Genomic DNA, 18,708 nt, shown 5'->3' on the forward strand with positions numbered 1-18,708 from the left:
ATTGTGAAATAGTTCAATTTTCTCACGTTAAGGCCGATACAAAAAATGACTCATCAACTATTTTCAAGTTTCGGTGAAAGGGAGATGTTTTTACATGTTTCAATATGAAGAACTAAATAAGCAGTTTATCGGCGGCCGATGGAGGGATGGGAGCAGCCGGAACGTATTGGAAAACAGAAATCCTTATACTCAGAAAGTCATCACCTCATTCCGAAAAGCGACGCCTGATGACGTGGATGCGGCGTATCGCGCCGCGGCTCTTGCGAAACAAGAATGGGACAAAGTCAATCCTTTTAAAAAGCGGGCCATTTTGGAAAAAGCCGTATCTTTCATCGAAGAGCACGAAGAAGCGATCATTTACTTAATCATGGAGGAGCTTGGCGGAACAAGGCTGAAGGCTGAGTTTGAAATCGGACTTGTCAAAAATATGATAAAAGAAGCCGCAACATTTCCGGTGCGGATGGAAGGGAAAATTCTCCCGTCCACGATTGACGGAAAAGAAAACAGGCTGTACAGAATACCAGCCGGCGTCGTCGGTGTCATCAGCCCGTTTAATTTCCCGTTTTTCCTTTCGGTGAAATCAGTTGCGCCGGCACTCGGAGCGGGCAACGGCGTTGTGCTGAAGCCTCATGAAGAAACACCGATCTGCGGCGGAACACTGATTGCGAAGATTTTTGAAGCGGCCGGCGTACCGGACGGGCTGCTGAATGTCATCGTGACGGATATCGGGGAGATCGGCGACAGTTTTGTTGAGCATCCTGTGCCGCGGATTATCTCATTTACGGGTTCAACCGGAGTGGGCAGCTATATCGGACAGCTTGCGATCAAGCACTTTAAAAAACCGCTCTTGGAGCTTGGCGGAAACAGCGCGCTGATCGTGCTTGAGGACGCTGATCTCGAATACGCCGTCAATGCGGCCGTATTCAGCCGGTTTACGCATCAGGGCCAGATCTGCATGTCGGCGAACCGCGTGCTCGTTCACACATCTGTATATGACAAATTCACAGAGCTTTACGAAGCGAAAGTGTCATCGCTGAAAGTCGGCGATCCGATGGACCCTGATACGGTGATCGGGCCTTTAATCAATGAGAAACAGGCGGAAGGTCTGAAACGGTCCGTTGAAAAAGCGATAGAAGAGGGAGCGGTTCCGGTGCTTTCCGGCCGATTCAGCAAAACGGTAGCTGAACCCGTCATCTTAAAAGATGTAAGACCTGAGATGAGTATCGCAAAAGAGGAACTGTTCGGTCCGGCCGTCTGCATTATGCCGTTTGAAACGGAGGATGAAGCGGTAAGCATCGCAAACGCGACACCGTTCGGTTTAAGCGGAGCCGTGCATACGGCAAACGTTGAGCGCGGCGTTGAGTTTGCTAAGCGGATCGAAACCGGCATGATTCACGTCAACGATACGACCATTAATGATGAACCGAATGTCGCGTTCGGCGGCGAGAAGCAATCAGGTCTCGGCAGGCTGAACGGCGAATGGAGCCTGGAAGAATTCACTACGCTGAAATGGATTTCGGTTCAGCATGAAAAACGGCAATTCCCATATTAAGAAGGAGTGAAAGAAATGAGTATACAGACGGAACAGCAAACGCACAGCCTGCTTGACGCTTTTGTCAAAGTTGCGCCTTTTTTAAACAGCCTGATCCAAGATGACATCACCATCGGGATTTATGATACAGAAAAATTAATCGTGAATATTCCGGCTAAAACGTTTTCTCTTAATGTAAAGCCGGGAGACCCGCTCCAAAAAGGAGACATCATTACAGACGCCATCCGTTTGAATCAAAAGAAGACAAGCATGGTGCCGAAAGAGCTGTTCGGATTTCCGCTTATCGCCAGAGCGATCCCGCTTCACGATGAGAACGGAAAAGTCATCGGCGGCGTCGGTCTTGGCACGAGCCTAGAAAAATCAGCCAAGCTTCATGATGTCGCTGAAAGCCTGTCCGCCGTCGTGGAACAGACCGCTTCAGCCATCGCGGATATTTCAGAATCCATCAGCGGCTTTTCAGCACAGATGACCGGGATTTCCGCTCAGGCGAAACAAGTCAGTGAAAGCGCGGGAGAAATTGCCGACATTTCCGTCACTGTCAAGGGCATCTCAGATCAAAGCAATCTGCTCGGTTTGAATGCGGCCATTGAAGCCGCGAGAGCTGGAGAATCCGGCAAGGGCTTTTCCGTGGTGGCGGATGAGATCCGCAAACTTGCCACTCATTCAAAAGACAACGTCGGACAAATTGACCAGATTACGAAAAAAATCCACAGCCTGCTGAAAGGACTGGAGGACTCTATTGAATCCATCAACCAGAACACAGACGGCCAAGCGGCGGCGGTTGAACAAATTTCTGCCACGATGCAGGAGATTTCAGGAAGCGCCCAGCATTTAGCGAAAATGGCTGAAAACGTGCTCGGGGATTCATAAAAAAGGGGAGCTTACGGGCTCCTTTTTTGTTTTCGTTTATCAATCGGAAACTGCACTTACACGTTTGATCCGTCATGCTCAGGGGTACACATACGAATACATCACCAATGATAAAGGAGAGTTTTGTATGTCTGATGCAAATCTGCACAACCCGCTGACGAAATATGATCATGATGAATTTCCAAAACAATATCAAGAACCGCCCGGTTTGCAGAAAGAGATGAAGCCTGTGCCGGACTGCGGCGAAACAAGCTATAAAGGAGCAGGCAAGCTGAAGGGAAGAAAAGCCCTCGTCACCGGCGGCGATTCGGGGATCGGACGGGCTGCTGCGATTGCTTATGCCCGGGAAGGGGCGGATGTGGCCATTAACTATCTGCCTGAGGAACAGCCGGATGCCGAAGAAGTGAAAGCATTAATTGAAAAAGAAGGAAGAAAAGCCGTTCTCCTCCCCGGAGATTTAAGCGATGAAGCGTTTTGCGGAGAATTGGCGGAAAAAGCGTATCAAGAGCTTGGCGGTCTTGACACGCTCGCTCTTGTCGCCGGCAAACAGCAGGCAGTGGATGATATCAGCGATCTTGCCACAGAACAAATCTATCAAACATTCGAAGTTAATGTTTTCTCACTGTATTGGCTCGTCAAAGCGGCGCTTCCGTATCTGCCGGAAGGCGCGTCTATTATCACGACAACTTCTGTCGAAGGGTACAATCCAAGTCCGATGCTGTTGGATTATGCCGCGACGAAACATGCCATTATCGGCTTTACCGTCGGCTTAGGAAAGCAGCTGGCGAATAAAGGAATCAGAGTCAACTCTGTAGCGCCGGGGCCGATCTGGACGCCGCTTCAGATTTCCGGAGGACAGCCCGGTGAAAACATTCCGAAATTCGGCAAGGAAACACCGGCCGTGCCATTACAGCGTGCCGGCCAGCCCGCGGAGCTTGCAGGGATTTATGTCTTTTTGGCCTCAGAAGAATCGAGCTATGTGACATCCCAGATCTACAGTGTCAGCGGAGGTATTCCGACGGCGTAATGAATAAGGAGCTGCCCTCTTACAGGGGACAGCTCTTTTTTTTGATGTTATGTGCCGAGCACGTTTTGATTATACAGTACGCTCGGATGTGACGGGTGATAGGAGGCGGCTTTGTCGTTATGAATCTTCGCTTTTTCTCTGTCGCCGAGCTGCCAGTGGCAGACGCAGAGCTGCAGATGAGGATACCAGGTGGAATATTCGAGCTGGGTAAAGCCTGAATCGCTGTATGTGGCGGATAGGGCGAGCTCATACCAAAACACGCCCTGCCGGTATTGCCGTTTCTCCGCAAAATAGTCGCCGAGCCTGCAGCAGAACTCCGGCCGCGGACAATCAATCAAAAATGATTTTAAGAGCGACGTCATGGCGGCCTCTTCATGGCCGACCGCCCTGTAGCAATCGAATAGGTATTGGCACGTTCTGATCTCGTCTTCGATCCAGCACTGTTTAGTGGAAAGAAAATGGTGATAATACGTAATGGCGCGCTGATACTGGCCGTGATCCTTTAATTCATTCGCGAAATAAAATAAATCGCGCGGTGTCATCGTTTCACTGTTTTCCGCCATTTTCTCGTAAATCCTTAGGTTGCGGTCTGAGGGAGGCGAGTGCTTTTTCTCGGATTTGCGGTGTGTGACGGCGATATCGGTTTCTATAATGTTTCCGTATACTTCCAGATACTCATGCACGGCTCCGATCCAGCGGAACCCTTTTTCCCGCTTGACGAGACGGTTGCGGCGGTATCTGAAGCTGACCTCTCCCCGATCATCAAAGCCGACGTGATAATACATGGATACCGCGTCCACCTCTTTTGAAAGCGACGCCTTCAGGTCTATCAGCTTTTCACGATCCTTTTCCGTCAGCATATCGTCGGCGTCCAGCCACAGAATATATTCCATTTCCGCTTTCGAAAACGCAAAATTACGGGCGGCCGCAAAATGATCGACCCATTCAAAATCATAAATCTTATCCGTATAACGGGCCGCGATTTCTTTCGTCCGGTCGGTCGACCCCGTATCAGCAATCACAATTTCATCCGCAATGTCTTTGACGGAATCAAGACAGCCCGCAAGCACTTCCTCTTCATTTTTAACGATAACGCATAAACTGATGCTGATCATGTCATCACCTCTTCACCTCCAGTGTATAAAAGGAGAGGCGGAAACATTCTTCGGACAAAATGATCGCTTCCAAGAAATTTGTCTGCCCTTTTACTAGTTTTATTCCAACGCCTGATTTAAAATGAACACATGAACTTACGTGAGGATTGATAGGAACCATGAGCATCATAAAAGCGGAAAATCTTTATAAAACATACGGAGAAAAGACATTATTCGACCATATCTCCTTTCATATTGAAGAGAATGAAAGAATCGGTTTAATCGGCCCGAACGGAACGGGCAAGTCCACGCTTCTGAAAACCATTGCCGGTCTCGAATCAACGGAGGAAGGCGAGATGACGGCTTCAGGAAACGTGCATATTGAGTTTTTGCATCAGGATCCCGATCTTCCTGCCGGACAAACCGTCCTTGAGCATATTTATTCCGGTGACTCAGCCGTCATGAGAACGATGCGGGAGTACGAAAAAGCGCTTCAGGAGCTGAATGAAGAGCCGGAAAATGAACAGCGCCAAAAGCACCTGCTTGATGCGCAGGCGAGAATGGATGCGAATGATGCGTGGGAAGCGAATACATTAGCCAAAACGGTTTTAACCAAACTCGGTGTCACCGACTTGATGAAGGATGTCAGCGAGCTGTCCGGCGGCCAGAAAAAGCGCGTCGCGATTGCGAAAAACGTCATCCAGCCGGCTGACCTGCTTATTTTGGATGAACCGACAAACCATTTGGACAATGAAACGATTGAATGGCTGGAAGGCTACTTATCGCAATATCCGGGCGCCGTCATGCTTGTCACGCACGACAGGTATTTTCTGAACAGGGTGACGAACAGAATTTACGAGCTTGAGAGAGGCAGCCTTTATACGTATAAGGGAAACTATGAAGTATTCCTGGAAAAACGGGCCGAACGGGAAGCGCTGGCAGAGCAGAAAGAAATGAAACGTCAAAACCTCCTGCGCCGCGAATTGGCGTGGCTCAGAAGAGGAGCGAAAGCACGCTCGACAAAACAAAAAGCGAGAGTGGACAGAGCGGAGGCGCTCAAGGAGCAAAAAGGGCCGGCAGTTTCAGGATCGCTCGATTTCGCGATCGGGTCCCACCGTCTCGGAAAACAGGTGATAGAAGCGGAAAACGTCACCCTCACCTACGGCGGCCAAGCGCTGATCAGCCAATTTAACGAGCTTGTCATCCCGGGTGAACGAATCGGCATCATCGGGCCGAACGGAATCGGGAAAACGACACTTTTAAACAGCCTCGCCGGCAGAATTCAGCCAGACAGCGGCCGCATCACCATCGGGCAGACGGTCAGGATCGGGTACTACACCCAGGACCACAGCGAAATGAACGGCGATATGAAAGTCATTGACTATATAAAAGAGACGGCTGAAATCGTCAAGACGGCGGAAGGTGATGTCATCACCGCGGAACAAATGCTTGAGCGCTTTCTGTTTCCGCGCCCGATGCAGCAGACATATATCAGAAAGCTGTCAGGCGGGGAAAAGCGCCGTCTGTACTTGCTGAATGTACTGATGCAGGAGCCGAATGTGCTGTTTTTAGATGAGCCGACCAATGATCTGGACACAGAAACATTAAGCGTGCTCGAAGATTACATCGAACAGTTTCCGGGCGTCGTCATTACCGTATCCCATGACCGCTATTTCCTTGACCGTGTCGTGGACCGCCTGATCGTATTTGAAGGACAAGGCGTCATTTCGCGTTTCCAAGGTTCGTACAGTGAATACATGGAATACGCAAAAGCGAAGAAGACTGCGGTAAAACAACCGGCCGAAGAGAAAAAGGCGGAAGAAGAGCCAAAGAAAAAGCGCAAAAAGCTTTCATACAAAGATCAAATCGAATGGGACGGCATCGAAGATAAAATCGCCGGCCTTGAAGAAAAGCATCAGCGTCTGGAAGCGGAAATTGCTGAAGCGGGAAGTGATTTCGGAAAGATTCAAGAACTGATGGCCGAACAGGCAAAAACGGCTGAAGAGCTTGAAGCGGCGATGGAGCGCTGGACCGAATTGTCACTGATGATTGAAGAACTTGAGAATTAAAAAAAGCCGGTATGCCCCCAAGAAAATGGCGGGTCATACCGGCTTTTTTTGTCATGAGCAGATGTCCATTGTGCGGTATGGATGTTTATCCGTAAAAATTCATTTTTAAAACTTCACGTTTACGTTAAGGTTCAAAAGGTGTATAATAGAAACAGAAACGACAAGAGGGGGATTCACCTTGGAATGGATGAAGATTGATCAAGTTGCCAAACGAAGCGGATTGACAAAACGAACCATTCGTTTTTACGAGGAGATTGGTTTGATTCCTGCTCCTAAACGGACAGAAGGCGGCGTCCGGCTTTACTCTGAAGATGATATGGAGGAGCTTGAAAAAGTCATCAGCACAAAAGAAGTGCTCGGTTTTTCCCTTCAGGAGCTTCAGCAGTTTATGGAGATGAGCCGTCAGCTGGAATTAAACAAAGAGGGGTACTTGTTGTCACTGGATCCGAAGGAACGGAAAGCAAAGCTGGAAGAGCTTCAGCACGCATTGAACCACCAGCTTGAGATGATTGATGAGAAGATCAGCACATTTCTGCACTTTAAAGAGCGCCTTAACGGAATGAAAGAAAAAGCTGACCGCGCCATTCAATCAATCGAATGATTTTGCTGTAAACGCTATGAAGATAGCGTTTCTTTTAATGGATCAAATAGGAGGTCTGATCAAATGGATACATCATCACAACAGAAAACAGGCTTATTCAGCCAGCCGAAAGCCGTTTGGGCGGTTGCGTTTGCCTGTGTGATTTCCTTTATGGGAATCGGACTCGTCGACCCGATACTTCCGGCGATTGCCGCACAATTACATGCTTCACCTAGTGAAGTATCTCTGTTATTTACAAGTTATTTACTCGTTACCGGTTTTATGATGTTTTTCTCCGGCGCGATTTCCAGCCGGATCGGCGCGAAATGGGCACTGCTTCTCGGACTTATTTTTATCATCGTGTTTGCCGCCCTTGGCGGAAGCTCAAGTTCAATCGCTCAGCTTGTCGGCTATCGCGGCGGCTGGGGGCTTGGGAATGCTCTCTTTATTTCAACCGCGCTTGCTGTCATTGTCGGGGTATCTGTCGGCGGCAGCGCCAAAGCCATTATTTTGTATGAGGCCGCGCTCGGCTTGGGGATTTCCGTCGGGCCGCTTGCAGGCGGAGAGCTTGGCAGCATTTCATGGCGCGCTCCGTTCTTCGGAGTGTCTGTCCTGATGTTTATAGCGCTTTGCGCGATTTCACTCATGCTGCCGAAGCTGCCGAAACCGGCAAAACGCGTCGGTGTGTTTGATGCGATGAAGGCGCTCAAATATAAAGGCCTTTTAACGATGGCCGTATCGGCATTCTTATACAACTTTGGATTTTTTATTTTGCTTGCTTATTCTCCGTTCGTTCTGGATTTAGATGAACACGGTCTTGGATACGTCTTCTTCGGCTGGGGGTTATTGCTGGCAATTACGTCAGTCTTTACGGCTCCGCTCGTGCACAAAGCGCTGGGAACAGTGCGTTCGCTCGTCGTTCTCTTTATCGCCTTTGCGGTCATTCTCATCGTTATGGGGATTTGGACTGACCATCAGACGTTGATCATTACATGTATCGTTGTCGCCGGTGCCGTGCTCGGTATGGTGAATACGATCATGACAACCGCTGTGATGGGTTCTGCGCCGGTTGAACGTTCAATCGCGTCTTCAGCCTACAGCTCAGTCCGCTTTATCGGCGGTGCGCTCGCTCCGTGGATTGCGGGAATGCTGTCAGAACACTTCACCGCAAGCACGCCATATACAGTTGGCGGGATCGTCGTTTTTGTCGGCATGCTTGTCCTTCTCATGGGACGCAAACATCTTGCCGGAATAAAAGCCGGACATTAAGAAAAAAAAGGAACTTCCGCACAGGCGGGAGTTCCTTTTTTGGTTTACAGCACTTTCGTCGTCCAAGACTCGCAGTTCCATGTTTCTGTCGCGATATCCATGTAGAACTCCGGTTCGTGGGAAATGAGCAGAATGGAGCCTTTGTATTCTTTCAGTGCGCGTTTCAGCTCTTCTTTCGCATCGACATCCAGGTGGTTTGTCGGCTCGTCAAGCACGAGCAGGTTTGTTTCTGAATTGATCAGCTTGCATAGTCTGACCTTTGCTTTTTCTCCTCCGCTTAATACGGAGACGCGGCTTTCAATGTGTTTAGTGGTCAGGCCGCATTTGGCGAGGGCGGCACGGATTTCGTACTGGGTAAAGGAAGGAAATTCGCTCCACACTTCTTCGATGCACGTATTGTTATTGGTTTCTTTTACTTCCTGCTCGAAATAGCCCGTGTATTGATGTTCGCCGCGCTCCACCGTGCCTTCCAGCGGCTGGATTTCACCGAGCAGGCTTTTTAACAGCGTCGTTTTCCCGATGCCGTTCGCGCCGTACAGGGCGACTTTCTGTCCGCGTTCCATTCTGAGGTTGAGCGGACGTGACAGCGGGGTATCGTAGCCGATGACTAAGTCCTTCGTTTCAAAAATCAGCTTGCCTGACGTTCTCGCCGGCTTGAAATGGAATTCCGGTTTCGGTTTTTCAGCCGCCAGTTCAATCATATCCATCTTATCGAGTTTCTTTTGGCGGGACATCGCCATATTTCTCGTGCTGACCCGCGCTTTGTTGCGGGCGACGAAATCTTTCAGCTCTGCGACTTCCTGCTGCTGCTTTTTGTAGGCCGCTTCGAGCTGCTGTTTTTTCACTTCGTATACTTCCATAAACTGATGGTAGTCGCCGACATAACGCGTCAGCTCTTGATTTTCCACATGATAAATTAAATTGATCACGCTGTTTAAAAACGGAATGTCGTGAGAAATTAAGATGAACGCATTTTCATATTCCTGCAAATAGCGTTTCAGCCATTCAATATGCTGCTCATCAAGGTAGTTGGTCGGTTCGTCCAACAGGAGGATTTCCGGTTTTTCCAAAAGCAGCTTGGCGAGCAGCACTTTCGTCCGCTGTCCGCCGCTTAAGTCAGTGACGTCGCGGTCAAGGCCGACATCCTGCAGGCCGAGGCCGCGGGCGATTTCTTCAACTTTGCTGTCAATCACGTAGAAATCATTGTTTGTCAGGGCGTCCTGAATGACACCGACATCTTCAAGCAGCTGCTCAAGCTCATCAGGATCCGCTTCGCCCATTTTATTGTAAATCTCATTCATTTCTTCTTCCATCGCAAATAAGTAATGGAACGCATCTTTCAGCACGTCGCGGATCGTTTTGCCTTTTTCAAGCACAGTATGCTGATCGAGATAGCCGACGCGCACGTTTTTCGCCCATTCAACCTTTCCCTCATCAGGCTCAAGCTTTCCGGTAATAATATTCATAAACGTTGATTTACCTTCGCCGTTAGCTCCGATTAAGCCGACGTGCTCCCCTTTTAAAAGACGGAACGATACATTGTTAAAAAGCGCACGGTCACCGAAGCCGTGGCTTAAATCTTTTACGGATAAAATACTCATCATTACACCTCATCGTTATCAGACACGCTTTTTTATCATGTGTCTTTCTCATTAATGATTATAAAGGAGGAGACCGTTTGTTAAAAGGCTTGGAAGGAAAAAGAAAATTGCGTTTGCCGCGTGCATTTGAGATACTATGGAGTAGATTTTAAGAATTGAGGAGAACGACATGACCCAAACATGGCCATTTTTACAGCATACACAACCATTTATCGCCGAAAACTGGAGAGCGTCAGGCTTTCAGAAGCCGACCGACATTCAGGAAAAAGCCGCTCAGGTGATTATGGAAGGGAAAGACGTCATCGCCGAATCCCCGACGGGAACCGGAAAAACATTGGCGTATACGCTTCCGGTTCTGGAGCGGATCAATCCGGAGCAAAAACATCCGCAAGTGATTATTTTAGCGCCGTCCCGCGAGCTTGTGATGCAGATTTTTCAGGTGATTCAGGATTGGACAAAAGGCTCCGACCTTCGCGCCTTGTCTTTGATTGGCGGAGCAAACGTGAAAAAGCAGGTGGAAAAGCTCAAAAATAAACCGCATATCATTGCAGGCACACCGGGCAGGGTGCTCGAATTGATTCAGGCGAAAAAGCTGAAAATGCATGAAGTCAAGACGATCGTTCTTGATGAAGCGGATCAGCTCGTGACAAAGGAACACCGCGAAACAATGAAAAAAATCATTAAAACGACGCTGAAAGACCGCCAGCTTTTAAGCTTTTCTGCTACGCTGCAGCCGGAGACAGAAGAGGTGCTGAATGGAATTGCACACGAGCCGGCCGTTTTGAAGGTGGAGCGGAATACGGCGGAAAAAGCCCGGGTCACGCATCAATATCTCGTCTGCGATCAGCGGGATAAAGTGAAGCTATTGCAAAAGCTGTCACGGCTGAACGGCATGCAGGCGCTCGTGTTCGTCAGAGATATCGGAAATTTAAGCGTCTATGCGGAAAAACTCGCCTATCATCACGTGGATCTCGGCATCCTGCACGGAGAAGCGAAAAAAATGGAGCGGGCAAAGATATTATCAGCGTTTGAACGGGGAGAATTTCCGCTGCTTCTGGCGACTGACATAGCAGCGCGCGGACTTGATATCGACGATCTTCCGTACGTCATTCACGCGGACATCCCGAATGCAGACGGGTACATTCACAGATCAGGCCGGACGGGGCGGGCCGGTAAAGAAGGAACGGTACTCAGCCTTGTCACGCCGATGGAAGAATCCAAACTGAAAAAAATGGCCAAATCACTCGGAATTGAGCTGAAAGAGGCCGTTTATTCAGGCGGAAAATTATCTGAGAAATAAGAAACGGAGGGCGGGAAGCCCTTCGTTTTTTGTTGTAAAATAATAGAAAAGGTTCGCGCGGGGGATGGGAAGATGGTTTCAATAGACAGATTTCAAATATTGAAGGAACGTGAGCTGAAAATACTTGAGCACTGGTTTAAGGACGATAATATCAGTCGGAGAATGGATGCGATGCTGCCATTAGATGCGTGGTATGCACGATTGAATAAAGATGAAGACGATACTGTCTTTATGGCATATGACGGGCAGCTGCCGGCTGGCATAGTCTCTATAGAGTTTGTGGAGGAACGGGTGTATATCGGATTGATCGTCAATCCTTTGTACCAGCTTCAAGGGTACGGAAAACGGATATTGCAAAAACTCCTGACTGACCCTGGGTTTACAAGTGTGCGGGAATGGGCGGCAAGCATCGAAAAAGACAATCAAATGAGTTTAGCCTGCTTTCAAGCAGCGGGATTCACTTTGGAAGATACGGAGCCGGATGAAGACGGCTTTCTGACTTTGATTCTTCGCAGCTGATCCGAAAAAGCAGAAAAGGAGGGGACAAAGCCCTCCTTTTTTTCATCATCATGTTAACTTGGATCACTGACCTTGATGATCTGTTTGCCTTTGTTTTCTCCTTTAAACAAACCGAGAAACGCGTCAGGAATATGGCTGAATCCTTCCGTAATCGTTTCTTCATAATGAAGCTTCCCGTCCTTGAGCCATTCAGCCAATTGTTTCGCGCCTTCGGAAAAGCGGTCAGCATAATCACCGACGATGAATCCCTGCATCAGCGCTTTTGTTTTAATCAGCTTCGGCTGTACGCGGGGGCCCATGTCTTCCTCTTCACTTTCGGTATTGTATGAAGAGATCGCTCCGCATACCGGAATGCGGGCGAATTCATTCAGCAGGTTTATCACCGCATCCGAAATCGGTCCGCCGACATTGTCAAAATAGACATCGACGCCGTCAGGGCATGCCTGTTCAAGCGCTTTTTGAATATCATCCGCCGTTTTGTAATTAATGGCTTCATCAAATTGAAGCTCCTCTTTCAGATACGCGATTTTTTCGTCAGAACCGGCGATGCCGACAACCCGCGCGCCTTTGATTTTGGCAATCTGCCCGACCGTTGAGCCGACGGCGCCCGCAGCCCCTGAAACGACGACGGTTTCGCCTTTTTTCGGACGGCCGATATCAAGCAGCCCGAAGTAAGCGGTCAGTCCGGTCATCCCTAAAATGCCGAGATACGCCGTGGCGGGTGCGATATCCGTGTCCAGTTTGCGGAGGGCGGACTCATTCACTGCTGAGTATTCCTGCCATGCGAGATTCCCGATCACGATATCGCCTTTTTTCAGCTTATTGCCGTCTGTGAGAACCTCGGCAATCACTCCGCCTGTTATGGCTTCATCTAAAGCGAACGGCTCGACATATGATTTTGTATCCTGCATTCGTCCGCGCATGTACGGATCAACGGACACATAACTCGTTTTTACAAGCACTTCACCGTCTTGCGGCTCGGGAACGGCAATCGTTTCAAAACGGAAATCGTCATGGACGGGAACGCCTTTAGGGCGTCTCGCTAATTGGATCTGCTGTTGATTTTTCGGCATGATGCATCCTCCTTCAACATGAGTGTTTGTTCCAAATGTAACACGAACCATTTCCCGAATACAAAATCAAACCGTCCGCCGGCAACAAAAAAAGAAGGGCCCGGGCCCTTCATTTAATAGAACAACCGGAACATCTCAGTGTTTTTCTCATGTTCCAAATATTCATAGGCATTTGTTTTAGAAGAATGAAGCATGTCGGGGGTAATGACGGGCTGAAGCGCGGTCAGATAAGTACCCAGCGTATTCTCAATTTCTTTCGGCAGAACGGATTCGATATCACCGATATTGATAATAATAGAGAACACGTAATCGATATTAATATGAAAGGTATCTTCAGCAAAGGCCGTAAGCTCTTTTATTCCATCCGGGCAGCGGGTATGCCGGCGGAATACCTGTTTCACTAAATCACTGACAACCCAAGCGTTAAATCGCTGTTCCGGTGAAAAATAATGAATAGGAACCACCTCCCTGCGTGATCGGCTCTTGAAAATTTTTATTTTTCTGATAAAAGTAGCTTATCCTACTGTAACATGTCCCGGAAGAAAATATCCACCGACAATCTGCCCGATTTTTCACTGAACGCTCTTTCTTTTGTTTGGCACTTGGTGAAGCGGGTAAACACACAATATACAAAAACAAAAGGGAGGACTTCTCAATGAAACCGGTAGTAAGAGAGTATACAAACGATCAAAAACTGATGCAGGACGTAAAAGAGCTTCAGCAAATGGGTGTCGCAAAAGAAGATGTATACGTGCTTTCTCATGATGACGACAGAACGGAACGACTGGCCGACAATACGGATGTTAATACCATCGGAGCAAAAGAAACGGGCATTAAACACGCGGTCGGCAATATGTTTAATAAAAAGGGCGACGAGCTCCGCAACAAAATTCACGAAATCGGCTTTTCAGAAGAGGAAGCATCACAATTTGAAAAGCGCTTAGATGAAGGAAAAGTTCTTCTGTTTGTGACGGATAACGAAAAAGTAAAATCATGGGCGTAAGCCGATCAGGTCCCAAGGGGTTTCGGTCCCTTGGGATTTTTTTGCGGATTCCGCAATAAAACCGAAAGACACAATCAGTACATTTTCGGTGCTGTTTCTTAATTGATTTGATACAATTCTTTTGTAATAAATTGGAATATAAAATCAGGAGGAGCACTATTTATGAAAAAAATGTTACTGATGCTGGCGGTTTGTTTATGGATGATTCCTGCGGGTGTCCATGCCGCTGACCTTGGCCGGCAAACGTTAGGAGCAAATGACGGATGGGGAGCCGCTTCCGGCGGGACAACCGGCGGCGCGAAAGCCTCTTCATCGAATGTATACACCGTATCAAACAGACAGCAGCTCGTTTCTGCATTAGGTGGAAGCGCCAACAGCACGCCGAAGATTATTTACATACAAGGCACAATCAATATGAATACGGACGACCGCAATAAAACGCTCGGCTTTCATGATTATAAAGATCCGGCATATGATCTCAACGCCTATTTGAAGGCGTACGACCCGGATAAATGGGGGAAAAAAGCACCTTCAGGCACCCAGGAAGACGCCAGACAGCGATCCCAAAAAAATCAGAAAGCGCGGGTCGTGATTGATATCCCTTCAAATACGACGATCATCGGGTCAGGCTCAAACGCCAAAGTGACAGGCGGAAATTTTAATATGAAGAACGGCGTCGACAACGTCATCATCCGCAACATCGAATTTCAAGACGCTTACGACTATTTTCCGCAATGGGACCCGACTGACGGCAGCAGCGGCAACTGGAACTCGGAATATGACAATATCACCATTAACGGTGCGACGCACATCTGGATCGACCATTGCACCTTTAATGACGGATCGAATCCCGACAGCGGTTTTCCCTACTATTACGGGAGAAAATATCAGCACCATGACGGCCAGACGGATATAGCCAACGGGGCGAATTATATTACATTATCTTATAATAAATATCATGACCATGACAAAGGCTCCGTCATCGGAAACAGCGACAGCAAGACGTCAGATGAAGGAAAACTGAAGGTGACCCTTCACCATAACTATTACCAGAACATCGTCCAGCGCGCCCCGCGGGTCCGGTACGGGCAGGTTCATATTTATAATAATTTTTACGCAGGCTCGAAAAGCGCCGCGTACCCGTTCAGTTATGCATGGGGCGCAGGACATGCGTCAAAAATATATGCGCAGAATAATGTTTTTGAGGTGCCAGGCCTGGCTGCCGATAAGGTCATCAGCGTCTTCAGCGGCGGAAAAGCGCTTCATGAAGAGGGCACTCTTTTAAACGGCGCTGCCATTAACGCGTCAGCCGCCAACGGATTAAGTCAGTCTGTCGGCTGGACACCGGCATTGCACGGCTCTATCGGCTCATCCGCATATGTAAAACCGGATGTTATATCTAAAGCCGGTTCGGGTACGTTAAAATAAGAAACACAAAGGAATATTTTCCTTTGTGTTTTTTAATTAACAAAAACGTTTATTAACTTAGTTAAGTAGTAAAATGGGATGGGGGATGGAAGACAACAAAATAGGAGGAGACCTGTAATGGCTTCAGAAAAAGACGCAAAAAAACAGCAGGCGGTAAAAATCATTCCTTTGCTTATTACTGTTGCTGTGGGATTAATCATTTGGTTTATTCCCGCGCCGTCCGGACTTGAACCTAAAGCATGGCATTTGTTCGCTATTTTTGTCGCAACAATTATCGGCTTTATCTCCAAGCCCTTGCCAATGGGCGCAATTGCAATTTTTGCATTGGCAGTCACCGCGTTAACGGGAACGCTTTCTATTGAAAATACGTTAAGCGGATTTGGAAACAAGACAATCTGGCTGATTGTCATCGCCTTTTTTATTTCCCGGGGATTTATCAAAACCGGGCTCGGCGCAAGGATTTCTTACGTATTCGTACAACGGTTCGGGAAGAAAACACTCGGCCTTTCTTATTCACTGCTGTTCAGTGATTTAATTTTATCACCTGCCATTCCGAGTAACACGGCACGGGCGGGCGGCATTATTTTTCCTATTATCAGATCATTATCCGAAACTTTCGGATCAACGCCGGCAGACGGAACAGAGCGGAAAATCGGCGCTTTCTTATTAAAGACCGGTTTCCAAGGAAACTTGATTACGTCTGCGATGTTTTTGACGGCAATGGCGGCGAACCCGCTGATCGCCAAGCTGGCCCACGATGTCGCAGGGGTGGACATCACATGGACAAGCTGGGCAATCGCGGCCATTGTCCCGGGATTGGCGAGCTTAATCATTACACCGCTCGTTATTTATAAGCTGTATCCGCCGGAAATTAAAGAAACACCGGATGCGGCTAAAATCGCAACGGAAAAATTGAAAGAAATGGGTCCGTTTAAAAAATCCGAGCTCTCCATGGTCATCGTCTTTTTATTGGTGCTTGCGCTGTGGATTTTCGGAGGAAGCTTAAATATCGACGCAACGACGACGGCCCTGATCGGATTATCCGTTTTGCTTTTGTCACAGGTATTAACATGGGAGGACATCAAAAAGGAACAAGGTGCGTGGGATACACTGACTTGGTTCGCGGCGCTTGTGATGCTGGCGAATTTCCTGAATGAACTCGGCATGGTGTCTTGGTTCAGTAATATGATGAAATCCTCTGTTTCCGGTTTTTCATGGATTGTGGCATTTATGATTCTGATCGTTGTGTATTATTACACCCATTACTTCTTTGCGAGCGCAACCGCGCATATCAGCGCCATGTATGCGGCATTTCTCGCCGTCATTGTGGCGGCAGGCGCTCCGCCGCTATTGGCGGCGCTCAGCCTGGCGTTTTTCAGCAACCTTTTCGGTTCGACGACGCATTACGGCTCAGGAGCGGCTCCGGTCTTTTTCGGAGCGGGCTATATTTCGCAAAGCAAATGGTGGTCCATCGGCTTTATCCTGTCAATCGTCCATATTGTGACATGGCTTGTGATCGGCGGATTATGGTGGAAAGTATTAGGTTTATGGTAGAAGAAAAAAGGCAGACTCAGGTCTGCCTTTTTTTGTTTTGATAAGAGGCGGGAAGGCCCTGCACATGATGGCTTCAGTGCGAATAGAATATTGCCGGGGTGATATTATGAGCAGCGGCCGTAATCAATACATGATATTGAAACAGAAACCTTACAAATATATGAGCAGACATATGAAACGCCGGTATGAACAATTACCATGTGAACTTGAAAGTCCGGAAACAGGGACGGAAAAACGGTTTCCGTCTTCAAATGAAAATCGATCTGCCTTGTGCGTACCCGGGCTGCGAGGTCCCGAAGGCAAAAGAGGACCCGCCGGCTCCCGCGGTCCGCAAGGGGAGGCGGGTCCGCCGGGTCCGCCCGGTCCCCCGGGGCCTGAGGGGCCGCCGGGAGCGGTTCCTGCGGTAGCTTTTCAAAATACAGCAGACCTAATGACGCTTCCGTTAGAAGGAACACCGATAAACGTGTTAAGCACAGTGATAGCTGCGCCGACAGATCAATTGGTGAAAACGGATGCCGTCATACAAGTAAATGTGGAATTAGATCTGCTCGCTTCTAATTTTTCATTAGACTTAGCTGTCGATCTCCAAAGAAATGGGGTATCTATTCAAACACTAAGACAAGAGCTGAACCTCTTTTCTTCAGGCGGGCAAATCTTGGGGATTCCTTTTACGTACATCGAGGAAATGACAGCGGGAGAAACAGCTGCGTATCAGCTCTTTTTATCTGTACTGTCTTCGAATCATGTCACGCAAGTCACAGCGGCAAACCGTTCCCTCATTGCAACGGGATTCCCCATTCAAGGATCGGACTAAGGTGATGAATAGAAATCACCTTTTTTATTTAGGTTGTCAAAAGACAGCCCGTATTAATATGCTGTCTTAAAATGTAAGGTTATCCGCAACAGAAAGGAGAGGGAAAAAGCTTGAATGAATAATCCGATTATAAATGGGAGCTTTGAAACCGGCACATTAGAGGGTTGGAGTTCGGCAAATACCCAGATTAACAGTTTGTTTGCACATTCAGGGAGATATTCTGCACAATTTATTGGAACTCAGCCATATGCTTACCTCAGTCAAATCATCCCCATCTCAGCTCAGTCACTGACTCTATTCGTATCACTGGCAACGCTCGGAAATGAGCCAAGTCCCCAGGTAACCCTCCAGATCATATATGTCAGCGCAGCAGGTGAACAAATCAGTTCCGTTCAAGAAAATATCACACCCGGAAATTTGCCGAACGTGCTCTTTCATACATGGTCTGAAATCTATAAAACAAGCAGTGTGCCTTCTGGCGCGGCCTCTGCTGTCATTGTATTAAGTAAAGTTTCTTCCGGCACGGTTTTAATAGACGATGTTTCATTGGCGCAAACCGGGGGTGACCCTGGCGTTACAGGCCCTACAGGAGCAACAGGGGTAACCGGAGCAACGGGTGCAACGGGTGCAACCGGCTCAACCGGAGCGACTGGAATCACAGGGTCAACAGGTCCAACAGGAGCAACCGGTCCAACGGGTGCAACCGGCTCAACCGGAGCGACTGGAATCACAGGGTCAACAGGTCCAACTGGTATAACAGGAGCAACAGGTCCAACGGGTGCAAGAGGAGCAACCGGATCGACTGGGATCACAGGGTCAACCGGTCCAACTGGAGTAACAGGAACAACAGGAGCAACCGGTCCAACGGGTGCAACCGGATCAACCGGAGCGACTGGAATCACAGGGTCAACCGGTCCAACTGGAGTAACAGGAACAACAGGAGCAACAGGTCCAA

At 48.4% G+C, this 18,708-nt stretch carries 17 protein-coding genes; 13 read left to right on the forward strand and 4 right to left on the reverse strand.

Annotated features, from left to right (window positions below; genetic code table 11):
* The first annotated feature begins 94 nt into the window (after nucleotides 1-94).
* The 3 genes from AD710_RS11575 (at nucleotide 95) to AD710_RS11585 (ending at nucleotide 3,449) form a co-directional block, all read left to right on the forward strand.
* Nucleotides 95-1,552: a benzaldehyde dehydrogenase gene (locus AD710_RS11575; RefSeq protein WP_016936967.1), complete on the forward strand. Its 1,458-nt coding sequence runs from the start codon at nucleotides 95-97 to the stop codon at nucleotides 1,550-1,552.
* Nucleotides 1,553-2,017: 465 nt separating this feature from the next.
* Nucleotides 2,018-2,422 carry a methyl-accepting chemotaxis protein gene (locus AD710_RS20335; protein ID WP_411810546.1) on the forward strand — a complete coding sequence of 135 codons (405 nt, stop codon included), beginning with the start codon at nucleotides 2,018-2,020 and terminating at the stop codon, nucleotides 2,420-2,422.
* 127 nt (nucleotides 2,423-2,549) lie between these two features.
* Nucleotides 2,550-3,449: an SDR family oxidoreductase gene (locus AD710_RS11585; protein ID WP_032858503.1), complete on the forward strand. Its 900-nt coding sequence runs from the start codon at nucleotides 2,550-2,552 to the stop codon at nucleotides 3,447-3,449.
* Between the two features lie 47 nt (nucleotides 3,450-3,496).
* On the opposite strand, the gene AD710_RS11590 is transcribed toward AD710_RS11585, so the two are convergent.
* A complete protein-coding gene (locus AD710_RS11590; protein WP_049628074.1) occupies nucleotides 3,497-4,564 on the reverse strand; it encodes a tetratricopeptide repeat-containing glycosyltransferase family 2 protein in 1,068 nt (355 codons plus the stop codon).
* Nucleotides 4,565-4,722: 158 nt separating this feature from the next.
* Here AD710_RS11590 and AD710_RS11595 point away from each other — a divergent pair, with 158 nt between their 5' ends.
* The 3 genes from AD710_RS11595 (at nucleotide 4,723) to AD710_RS11605 (ending at nucleotide 8,461) form a co-directional block, all read left to right on the forward strand.
* Nucleotides 4,723-6,612, forward strand: coding sequence for an ABC-F family ATP-binding cassette domain-containing protein (locus AD710_RS11595; protein WP_049628075.1), 1,890 nt, complete (start codon nucleotides 4,723-4,725; stop codon nucleotides 6,610-6,612).
* 178 nt (nucleotides 6,613-6,790) lie between these two features.
* On the forward strand, nucleotides 6,791-7,213 hold the full coding sequence (locus AD710_RS11600; protein WP_049628076.1) for a MerR family transcriptional regulator: 423 nt from the start codon (nucleotides 6,791-6,793) through the stop codon (nucleotides 7,211-7,213).
* A gap of 63 nt (nucleotides 7,214-7,276) precedes the next feature.
* The gene (locus AD710_RS11605) at nucleotides 7,277-8,461 is read left to right on the forward strand and encodes an MFS transporter (RefSeq protein ID WP_049628077.1); all 1,185 of its coding nucleotides are present in this window, start codon (nucleotides 7,277-7,279) and stop codon (nucleotides 8,459-8,461) included.
* Between the two features lie 44 nt (nucleotides 8,462-8,505).
* Here AD710_RS11605 and AD710_RS11610 read toward each other — a convergent pair whose 3' ends face one another.
* A complete protein-coding gene (locus AD710_RS11610) occupies nucleotides 8,506-10,062 on the reverse strand; it encodes an ABC-F family ATP-binding cassette domain-containing protein (protein WP_012117051.1) in 1,557 nt (518 codons plus the stop codon).
* Nucleotides 10,063-10,231: 169 nt separating this feature from the next.
* Here AD710_RS11610 and AD710_RS11615 point away from each other — a divergent pair, with 169 nt between their 5' ends.
* Complete coding sequence (locus AD710_RS11615) at nucleotides 10,232-11,362, forward strand: DEAD/DEAH box helicase (protein ID WP_016936974.1); 1,131 nt, start codon at nucleotides 10,232-10,234, stop codon at nucleotides 11,360-11,362.
* Between the two features lie 72 nt (nucleotides 11,363-11,434).
* Nucleotides 11,435-11,881 (forward strand): GNAT family N-acetyltransferase, encoded by a 447-nt coding sequence (locus AD710_RS11620; RefSeq protein WP_049628078.1) that lies wholly within the window; start codon nucleotides 11,435-11,437, stop codon nucleotides 11,879-11,881.
* Nucleotides 11,882-11,934: 53 nt separating this feature from the next.
* Here the strand turns inward: AD710_RS11620 and AD710_RS11625 are convergent, their stop codons facing one another.
* A complete protein-coding gene (locus tag AD710_RS11625; protein WP_049628079.1) occupies nucleotides 11,935-12,954 on the reverse strand; it encodes an NADP-dependent oxidoreductase in 1,020 nt (339 codons plus the stop codon).
* A 113-nt stretch (nucleotides 12,955-13,067) separates the two neighbouring features.
* Complete coding sequence (locus AD710_RS11630) at nucleotides 13,068-13,418, reverse strand: DUF3212 family protein (RefSeq protein ID WP_016936977.1); 351 nt, start codon at nucleotides 13,416-13,418, stop codon at nucleotides 13,068-13,070.
* Nucleotides 13,419-13,609: 191 nt separating this feature from the next.
* Here AD710_RS11630 and AD710_RS11635 point away from each other — a divergent pair, with 191 nt between their 5' ends.
* The 5 genes from AD710_RS11635 to AD710_RS19565 form a co-directional block, all read left to right on the forward strand.
* Nucleotides 13,610-13,957 (forward strand): YflT domain-containing protein, encoded by a 348-nt coding sequence (locus tag AD710_RS11635; protein WP_016936978.1) that lies wholly within the window; start codon nucleotides 13,610-13,612, stop codon nucleotides 13,955-13,957.
* Between the two features lie 162 nt (nucleotides 13,958-14,119).
* On the forward strand, nucleotides 14,120-15,385 hold the full coding sequence (locus tag AD710_RS11640) for a pectate lyase (protein ID WP_049628080.1): 1,266 nt from the start codon (nucleotides 14,120-14,122) through the stop codon (nucleotides 15,383-15,385).
* Nucleotides 15,386-15,502: 117 nt separating this feature from the next.
* Nucleotides 15,503-16,939, forward strand: a complete 1,437-nt coding sequence (locus AD710_RS11645) for an anion permease (protein ID WP_007408966.1) — start codon at nucleotides 15,503-15,505, stop codon at nucleotides 16,937-16,939.
* Nucleotides 16,940-17,045: 106 nt separating this feature from the next.
* A complete protein-coding gene (locus tag AD710_RS11650) occupies nucleotides 17,046-17,753 on the forward strand; it encodes a hypothetical protein (RefSeq protein WP_049628081.1) in 708 nt (235 codons plus the stop codon).
* 114 nt (nucleotides 17,754-17,867) lie between these two features.
* The coding region (locus tag AD710_RS19565; RefSeq protein ID WP_156187188.1) for an NTTRR-F1 domain at nucleotides 17,868-18,708 on the forward strand (841 nt) is incomplete at its 3' end.

The sequence above is a fragment of the Bacillus sp. JFL15 genome (assembly GCF_001184225.1).
Lineage (GTDB): Bacteria > Bacillota > Bacilli > Bacillales > Bacillaceae > Bacillus > Bacillus siamensis.